At 68.3% G+C, this 8,015-nt stretch carries 5 protein-coding genes; all 5 read right to left on the bottom strand.

All coding sequences use genetic code 11. The annotated features are described in order from the left end of the window. Positions 1–17: 17 nt before the first annotated feature. The gene (locus tag M878_RS91285) at positions 18–794 is read right to left on the bottom strand and encodes a hypothetical protein (RefSeq protein WP_023553985.1); all 777 of its coding nucleotides are present in this window, start codon (positions 792–794) and stop codon (positions 18–20) included. A 437-nt stretch (positions 795–1,231) separates the two neighbouring features. Next, complete coding sequence (locus tag M878_RS91280) at positions 1,232–1,504, bottom strand: hypothetical protein (RefSeq protein ID WP_158692920.1); 273 nt, start codon at positions 1,502–1,504, stop codon at positions 1,232–1,234. A 9-nt stretch (positions 1,505–1,513) separates the two neighbouring features. Beyond that, positions 1,514–5,563, bottom strand: coding sequence for a polymorphic toxin-type HINT domain-containing protein (locus tag M878_RS000000101265; protein ID WP_158692918.1), 4,050 nt, complete (start codon positions 5,561–5,563; stop codon positions 1,514–1,516). Between the two features lie 330 nt (positions 5,564–5,893). Next, a complete protein-coding gene (locus M878_RS91270; RefSeq protein WP_031227374.1) occupies positions 5,894–7,480 on the bottom strand; it encodes a S1 family peptidase in 1,587 nt (528 codons plus the stop codon). Positions 7,481–7,533: 53 nt separating this feature from the next. Next, a complete protein-coding gene (locus M878_RS91265) occupies positions 7,534–7,998 on the bottom strand; it encodes a hypothetical protein (RefSeq protein ID WP_245238346.1) in 465 nt (154 codons plus the stop codon). Between the last annotated feature and the right edge of the window lie 17 nt (positions 7,999–8,015).

The raw sequence follows: 8,015 nt of genomic DNA, 5'->3' as shown, positions 1-8,015 counted from the left end.
GTGATCCGAAGGAAACGCTAGGCCTGCGTGCAGCGTGGTCGCAGGATCGGGTTCCAGGCGAACCAGTCCAGGTTCTTGGCACCCAGTTCCCACGGCGACTCCAGCAGCAGTTCCCGGGTTGCCTCAAGGTCCGCGGTGACGGCAGCTGGCGCCGGGCCAATCCGGGCCATCCAGTCGCCCTCCGCACGCCAGAACTCCTCGTCCTCGCCGCGCAGGCGGCACGCCGCTGCTTCCACGCAAGCAGGCCATCTCGGCATCCCGTAGTGGTCGTCGCGGAACCCGAACCAAGGTGCGCTGGCGAAGACAAGGAAGTCGTCCGGCGACAGCCTCTGCTCGAGGTGCGCGAGCATGTCGATGCGCTGTTTCGCGTGCTTCTTGATGTCTCCGAGGAATCCCCAGCCGAAGTCCGTCAGGGTTCCCTCGCATCCCGGCCAGACCTGGTCCCGGTCCAGGACCAGATCCTCCAGCTCGTAGAGACGGAACTGGTCGTCGCAGCCCAGGACGTCGAAGGCCTGCCGGGTGAGCCAGGTGTTGCGGGCGAACATCGTCCCGTCGTGCAATGCCTTGCGCCGACTGGTCGGCTGTGAGGCATGCGCGTTCTCGATCGGGCCGTTGCGCCACACGGACCGGACCAGCCCGTAAGCGGCTGCCCACCGCAGTCCGTCCTGCGTCTTGAAGAAGCCCAACTCCGTCAGACGCAGCCGTGCCCACTCCAGCGCGTCCTGGATGTCCCCGCCCGCCGGCTGCTGCTCCCCCACGATGTCCCACTCCCCCGCGTCGGTGTGCCTTCCCATTTGCGCTGCAGCGCCCGCAGCCGCGCTCTTGGCCCACCTCACTCCCCCACGCCACCCATGACCAGCACAGACTCGCTCCGGCTGATCCATCCGGCAATAAAAAATCCTTCGACGATCACCACATTCCGGAACGATCACTGAACTCGCACTTCAGAGGGCCCTTTAACTCCTGAACCTCCACGGAAATCCCAGCTCAGATCAATACGGCACGACGACCAGGAATCCCGCAACGATCACTAGATCAGCAGCTCAACGCATCACTCACACAGTGATCCTTCGTGGATTTGTCACATAATTGCGTTGTCTTGCAGCATGGGCTCAAATTCGGCAGCGTCGTCTCCAGCTTGTAAAGATCGACGCCCTTGTTGAACCGGCCCGCAGCAATGGGCGACGTTGGAAGGGCCGCACCGAGACGTTCGGTGCGGCCCTTCCTTCGGTTACTCCATCGGCCAGTCGGCTCGCCTCTGCAGAAGGAGGCGCCCACGCTCGTTGATGAGCGCTGCATCGACCATCGGTTTCATGTCGGGGTCGAAATACTCCAACATGTTCCGTGATTCGATGAACGAGATTCCGAGCTCCTCCTGGAACACCCTGAGAAACTCAAGAGGAGTAAGGGGTCGAGGGCCCCGTCGGGACAGGAATTCGAGCACCTCCAGAAACGTTGCGCCCTCAGCCACAAGATTTCGCAGCGCCGCCACTTCGTCCGTCATGGCACTCACCTACCCTCCAGGTCGCGAAAACACAGGTTCGGCGTTGGTGTAGTGGCCGAACTCGCCCACGAGCTTACTTCTGTCGACCGTCACGACGGTCAGCCCGTACTTTCCGGCCATATGGCCGGTGAAGGTTTTGGCGGCCGCATCCTCGTAGGACATGCCAGCCCTGAGGTTCGCATTGAAGGCATCAAGGTTGGTCGGCATTGCGGGAACCCATTTGGCGTGGAACGACGTGACGTTCTCGGGGCCGAAATGTTCCATGGTATCGGTGAACATCTGCCCACCTGAGACGGAGCCTTCGCCTCGCTCCACCGCCATGGTCAACGCGCCGTCGTTCAGGTCTGCCATGACTCCACCGCCTCCCTCGTACCACTTTGAGAAAGAGGTACAGCTGGAATTGTGTACCAGCACCGGCGTGCGGCCTGCCAGCACATAGTAGGTGTGGAGGTCGTCGACGGTGAGGTTGTAGGTGCGGATGTGCTGGTCGAAGGCGCGGTTGGCTTTGACCTGCGCAGTGGCGCCGCCGGTGCTGAGGAGCGTGCTGCCGGGGGTGAGGTCGCGGGCCTTGACCCAGTGGTGTGCCGACGGGCTCCAGAAGGGGTGCTCGTAGGTGGCGGTGAGCTTCCGGGGGCCGTCCGGGGTTGTGATGGTGAGTTCATCGAAGTGCTTGTCGCCGTCGGTGATGATGAGACGGCTGACCCTGCGAGGCGCAGTGCGGCCGGTGAGCGGGTCCGTCGCGAGGACCGTGTCGCCCGACTGGACGGTCTCGATGTTCCTGGTACTGGCGTTGGCCATGAGGACCTTGGTCCCGGCCGGGAAGCACTGCGTACAGCTCGCTTTGAGGTACCGCCGGAGCCTCAGGTCCTGCAGCGCTTCCATTCCGCGTTCGAGGTACTTGAACTTCGAGCTGAGGAGGAGGTCCTCGCCGAGCTGGAGGCAGGCCACGGCGTCGCCGCCCTTGCAGGCGTCGAGTTGTCCGAGACCGAGGAGGTCCTTCTCCACGCTCCACAGCTCTTCGGCCGCGACCCCGGCGCCGGGGCCCATGGAGGCGAGGTCGCACAGCACCTCGTTGTGCTGGCAATAGCGGGCCGGGTGTTCCACGGGGTCGCAACCGAGCATGCCGCAGCGGTAGCGTGCTTCGGCCTGGCTCCCGGTGTCCTTCTCGGCGGCTTTGCGTTCGGCCTCCTTCTTCTCCACAGCCGCCTGGAAGGCGTCCTTGTAAGCCTGGTCGGCGGCCTTGGAGTCCTTGCCGGCCGCGAGTTCGGAGGCACGGGCCTGCTGTCCGGCGGTGTAGGCGGCGCTGGCGGAGGCCTGGGCCCACTGGGCGGAGCCGGCGGCGTCGAGGGCGGAGGTGGCCGCGTCGCTCGCGGCCTGGTTGGCGGAGGCGGCGGCCTTGGCGGCGGTGTGGGCGGAGTCGGCTGCCTGGTCGGCGGAGGCCTGCGCGTCCTTGGCGGACTTGGCGGCCTGGTCGGCGTAGCCCTTGGCCTGCTTGGCGGAGGCGTCGGCTTTCTTGGCCCAGTCGGCTGCCTGGTCTTGAGCCCTGACCGCGTTGGCGGCGGCCTTGTGGGCTTGGGCGGCATTCTGCTGGGCGGTGGCCGCGATGCCGGCGGCGTCCGCGATCAGCTGGGCGATCTGCGCGGTGTGGGTGGCGCCGAGGTAGTCCTGGCGCTGGGCCTTGTACTGGCCGACCTGGATGAACTGGTCCAGCAGGTCATCGGGGCCCTCCAGGGCGATCCGGGCCGCGGACTTCACCTGCGGGCCGCTGCCGTTGTTCTTGGGGTCGGCGAGCTGGGCGGCGCGAACGCGTTCGTCCTGGGTACGCGCCTGGTACTGGCCGGTGGTGAGGAACTGGCGGTATTTCTGCGGGTCGCCTGAGTCCAGTGCGGCCCGGCCGGTCTGCTGCACCACCGGTCCGCCGGCGTTGATGATCTGGGCGATGGCCACCCGGAAGTCCTGCGCCCCGGCCTCGTACTGCCCGGTGGCCAGGAACGCCGAGACCTGATCGTCACTGCCCTTGAGCACTTCCTCGGCGGCACTGCGTACCGAGGCCAGGGAGCTCTCCTGGGCCAGGGTCTGCACGCGGTAGCGGTCGTCCTGCTGGGCGCCCTGCGTGCGGCGGGTGGTGAGGTAGTCGACGACATCCTGGTCAGTGCCGGTCAGGGCCACCTCGGCGGCGCCCCTGCTCCACGCGCCGCCGGTCTGCATCGTCGCCAGCGCGACCTTGCGGCCGGCCGGGGCGATGGTCTTGGGGTCGGCTCCGGACTGTGCGGACTGCGCGGCCAGGCTCTTCGCCTGCGCGTCGGTGTCCTTGATCTGCTGGGCAGCCGCCGTGTCCGCGGCTGCTCGCTGGTCCTGCTGGGCCTTGAGGTCCTTGGCCTGCGCGATGCCGGCGTTGGTGCTCTCGGTCAGCTCCTCCGTCTCGATCTTGACGGCGGTGGCGTGGGTCTTCTGCGCCTTGGCGACGGCCGCGGTAGCGGCGTCGGCCGCGTCCTGGGCGGCCTTGGCATGCGCCGCCGACTGCTTGGCAGCCGTGGCTGCTTCGCCAGCGTGCTTGGCCGCGTCATCGGCGTCCTTCGCGGCGTTGTCCGCATGTGCGGCCGCGTTATTGGCCGCATCCCGCGCGTCGTTCGCCGCACTTGCCGACTCTGCGGCCAGTGCTGCGGCCGCGTTCGCGGCGCGGTTGGCCTCCTGCGCATGGCGGTGGGTGGCGGCTGCCTCCACGCCGGCCTCGCTGGAGTGGACGCCGGCCTGGGTGGCGTAGGTGTTGGCCTGGTCGGCCGCGTCCGCGGCGGCGTCGGCGTTGGTGCCGGCATCGGCGGCGGCCTTCGCGGCATTGCCCGCCTCGCTGGCCGCGTTGCCGGCCTGTGTGGCCGCGTCCGCCGCCAGCCGCGCACCCTTGGCCGCGGTACGGGCGTCCTCGGCCGCTTTACGCGCTGCGGAAGCCTTGCCCGCATCATTGGCCGCATCCGCAGCCGCACTCTGCGCCTGGGCTGCTGCCTGCGCGGCACCCACCGCCGCCGAAGCAGCCTGCTGAGCGGCGCTGGCCGCCAGCCGTGCGGAGTTGTTGGCGGCGGCCGCCGCGTCGATCGCCTCCTGCGCGGCTTCCGCGGCCTGCTTGGCCGCCGACGCCGCCCGGCCGGCCGCTGAAGCGGCCTGCAGGGAGTCGTTCTTGGCGGCCTGGGTCTGGGCCGCCGCCTTCTGTGCGGCAGCCTTGGCGAGATTCGCCGCCTTCACGGCACGCACGGAGGCGTCCTTGGCGGCCTTGGTCTGGGCCGCCGCCTTGCTGCCGGCCTTCGTGGCCTGCGCCGCCAGCTGGGCGACCGTGGCGTGCTCCTGATCACGGGCACGCGCTACATACTGGCCGACTTCCAAGAACTGATGGATGTCGTCCGCCGAACCGTTCAACGCGATCCGGCCCGCCGCCACCACGTTAGAGCCGCCTACGCTGATGATCTGCGCGACCTCGACCCGCTCGTCCTGCGCCCGCCGATCGTACTGACCGGTCGACAAGAACGCCTTGATGTCACCCGGCGTCCCGTCCAGCGCAGCCTGCCCCGCCTTCCGGACCTCCGGGCCGCCCGCATCGATGATCTGCGCGACCTGAACCCGCTGATCCTGGAAGTACGGATCCCGCCAGCCGTCGTACAGGAAGGCCTCTAGGTCGTCCTGCGTTCCGTCCAGAGCCTTGCGGGCCGCGTCCTGCAAGCTCAGCCCGCCGACACTGGCGAGCTGTGCCACGGCAACGCGCTCGTCCTGGAACGCGGCGTCGTTCTCCGTGTCGAGGAAGTGTCGTACGTCATCCTCGCTGCCGGTCAGGGCGACTTCCGCAGCGGCCCGCACCCCGGGGCCACCCGTCGACCACAGGTTGAGTACCCGGGCGCGGTCGGTCACCTCGTCGGTGACGGCACTGCCGCCACCGGTTGGAGCGCCGTCGGCCACAGCGCGGGAGGCAGCGTTCCCGAGAAGGCCGGCCGCAAGTGCGATGGGCAGCAGAATCAGACAGAGCACGCGTATCGCATGCGAGACCGTTCTCGCCGCGATACTGCCGGGTTTCATTTTTCTCAACTGTTTCTCGAATCGTTCGTGGGAAAGCGAAATGAGCAGTCGGCGTCGGCGGCCGCACATCAGGTATGGGCCTCGGTGTCAGTGGCGCGGATATGTCTGCGGCGAAAATTCGCGTGAGTGCAGCTGCGGCAGTGGCCGTGAAGCCGCGTCGCCCGGCCGCCCAGTTGCGCCGGTCAGCTCCCTCGCCGCGCCGTGGGCGCGTTCACTGGCGTGGTAGGGCCTGCCCGGGGCGCTGCCGGGCGACCGTACTCATTGGGCCTACGGACACAGCGACGGGGACAGGCCATTGGGCTGAGGGTCCGAAGGCCGTGTCCAGGCGGTTCAGTTGGCGGGCGCGAGCTGGATTTCGTCGTGCAGGCCCTTGGCGTCGACGCCGGGGAAGAGGCTGACGTGGCCGTCGTTCCAGCGGACGATGATGTCGTCGGCGGTGGTGTTGGCGGTGAAGGCGCCGGCGGTGACGACGGTGGCGTCGGCCCAGTTCGACTTGTCTGGCTTGCCGGGCCGGATCTTGATCTCGCCGGGCAGGGACTTGCCGTTCATGCCGGGGTAGATGGTGGTCTCGCCGTCGACCCAGCGCACCAGCAGGTCGTCGGTGTTCTTGCCGGTGAAAGACCCGCTGGTGAGCTGGGTGGCGTAGGTCCAGGTGGTGTTCTTGGCGACGATCTGGGTCTGCTTCTTCAGCCCGTTGGCGGCCAGGTCGGCGAAGAGGGAGACGTGGCCGTCCTTCCAGTCGACCAGCAGATCGTCACGCTGGCCGTTGACGGTGAAGCGGCCGGCGGACATCAGCCGGGCGTCGTTCTCCCATTCAGCGATGTGGTGCGGGGCGAGCTGCTTCTCGCCGTGGAAACCCTTGGCGTCGACGGATGTGTACAGGGTCATCTCGCCATCGGTCCAACGCACCACGACTCCGTCGGTGCCGCCGCCGGTGTTGGTGCTGGTCACGTTGACGGCGTGGGTCCAGATGCTCTTCTTGGGCTGCAGCTGGTATTCGGCTGCGAAGGGATGAGCCGGGTCGTTGGCGTCGCCGCCCTGGTAGAGGGTGACTTCGCCGTCGTCCCAGACGACGATCAGGTCCATACGGCGGGTGCCGCCCGCGGAACCGCCGGTGTAGTAGCCGGCGGTCATCTGCACGGCGTGCTTCCACTGCGTGGCCGCGAAGGCGGTGCTGTAGGAGACCTGCTGGACCCAGGCGGCCAGGTCGTCGACCCGTGCCGCCACCGCTCCCGTACGCGTCTCCGCCGGGTCGGTTCCCAGGCAACCGCCCTGCCAGGACAGGCTGCTGACACCCACGATCGCGGTACGGCCGCCTGTGGTGTTCAGTGCGGGACCGCCGGTGTCGCCCTTGCAGATCGCCGCGCCGTCCGATTTTCCAGCCAGATCGATGGTGGTGGCACCGGTGTTCTGGACGGTGAAGGCGGCCGCGTGCACCTGGCCGGGCACCCACTCGTCGTGTGTGCGCCCGAACCCTGCGGCCTGGACCTCGTCCCCGGTAACGGGCGCGGCGTCGGCCACCGGGACGGGGGTGATGCCGCTGGGCTTGGCCAGTTGGGCCATGACCACGTCGCGGTCGGTGCGGGGCACCAGGTTCACCACCTGCTGGGCGCTGCCGCCGAGGGTGGCCGTCGTCTTCAGTTTCGGCGCGCCGGACTTAAGGGGTGCGCCGGGGGTGTCGGTGAAGCAGCTCGCGGCCGTCAGCAGCCACTGCGGGGCCACCAGCACGGCCGAGCAGCCGCGCTGGTCGCCGGTCTGGTTGCCGATGTCGAGCCGTGCGAGGGCGGCCGAGGTGGCGCCGGGGGCCTGCGGGCCCGATATGGCGGTCGCGGGCGTGGCCGACAGGGCGGCGGCAGCCAGGGTGGCAGCGGCGATCAGGCCGCTGGTCCGCGCGGTGTGCGGACGAAAACCAGGCATGAACATTCCTCGTTGTCGTGCGAGATCGATGAGCGCGAAGGCAGATGGACCGGTCAGCCGGTGACCCGCAGTTCCAGCAGCACGGCCGGTGCCCCACCGGCGGCCCCCTCGCCGACGCTCTGGTAGCCGTTCTTGTCCACGGTCACCGTCTTGGCCGGAGCGGAGGGGTCGGCCTGAGGCCTGAGGTCGGCGCTGATCGGGTGGTCGGTGGTCTCCAGCGCGAAGACACGCGGGAGTTCGAGGGTGAGGTAGCCGCTCTTCGCTGTGGTCTTGAAGCAGTAGGCGCCCTGTGGGTTGCCGCTGGGTCCCTGCACGGTGAGGACCTTGATCTGCGAGCCCGAGTCGTCGCACGCGGCGAAGGTGATGTGCCCGTCACCCTTGATCAGTTTGATGCCTTTGTCCCGCTGGATCTGATCCGCGTTCGGGTAGGCGAAGTCCTCCACCGCGGACGGCGGCGTGGCCCCCGCGGTTCCCCCTGTCGGCTGCGGGTCGGCACTGGCGAGCATCGGAGTGCCCACGAGTGCCACGATGGCAG

The sequence above is a fragment of the Streptomyces roseochromogenus subsp. oscitans DS 12.976 genome (assembly GCF_000497445.1).
GTDB lineage: Bacteria > Actinomycetota > Actinomycetes > Streptomycetales > Streptomycetaceae > Streptomyces > Streptomyces oscitans.
The sequence above is the reverse complement of the archived record's forward strand: the minus strand, read 5'-3'. Positions and strand labels throughout refer to the sequence as shown.

Coding starts and splice junctions, on each gene's coding strand:
- M878_RS91285 (WP_023553985.1), bottom strand. CDS start 794: ATGGGAAGGCACACCGACGCGGGGGAGTGGGACATCGTGGGGGAGCAG.
- M878_RS91280 (WP_158692920.1), bottom strand. CDS start 1,504: ATGACGGACGAAGTGGCGGCGCTGCGAAATCTTGTGGCTGAGGGCGCA.
- M878_RS000000101265 (WP_158692918.1), bottom strand. CDS start 5,563: ATGAAACCCGGCAGTATCGCGGCGAGAACGGTCTCGCATGCGATACGC.
- M878_RS91270 (WP_031227374.1), bottom strand. CDS start 7,480: ATGCCTGGTTTTCGTCCGCACACCGCGCGGACCAGCGGCCTGATCGCC.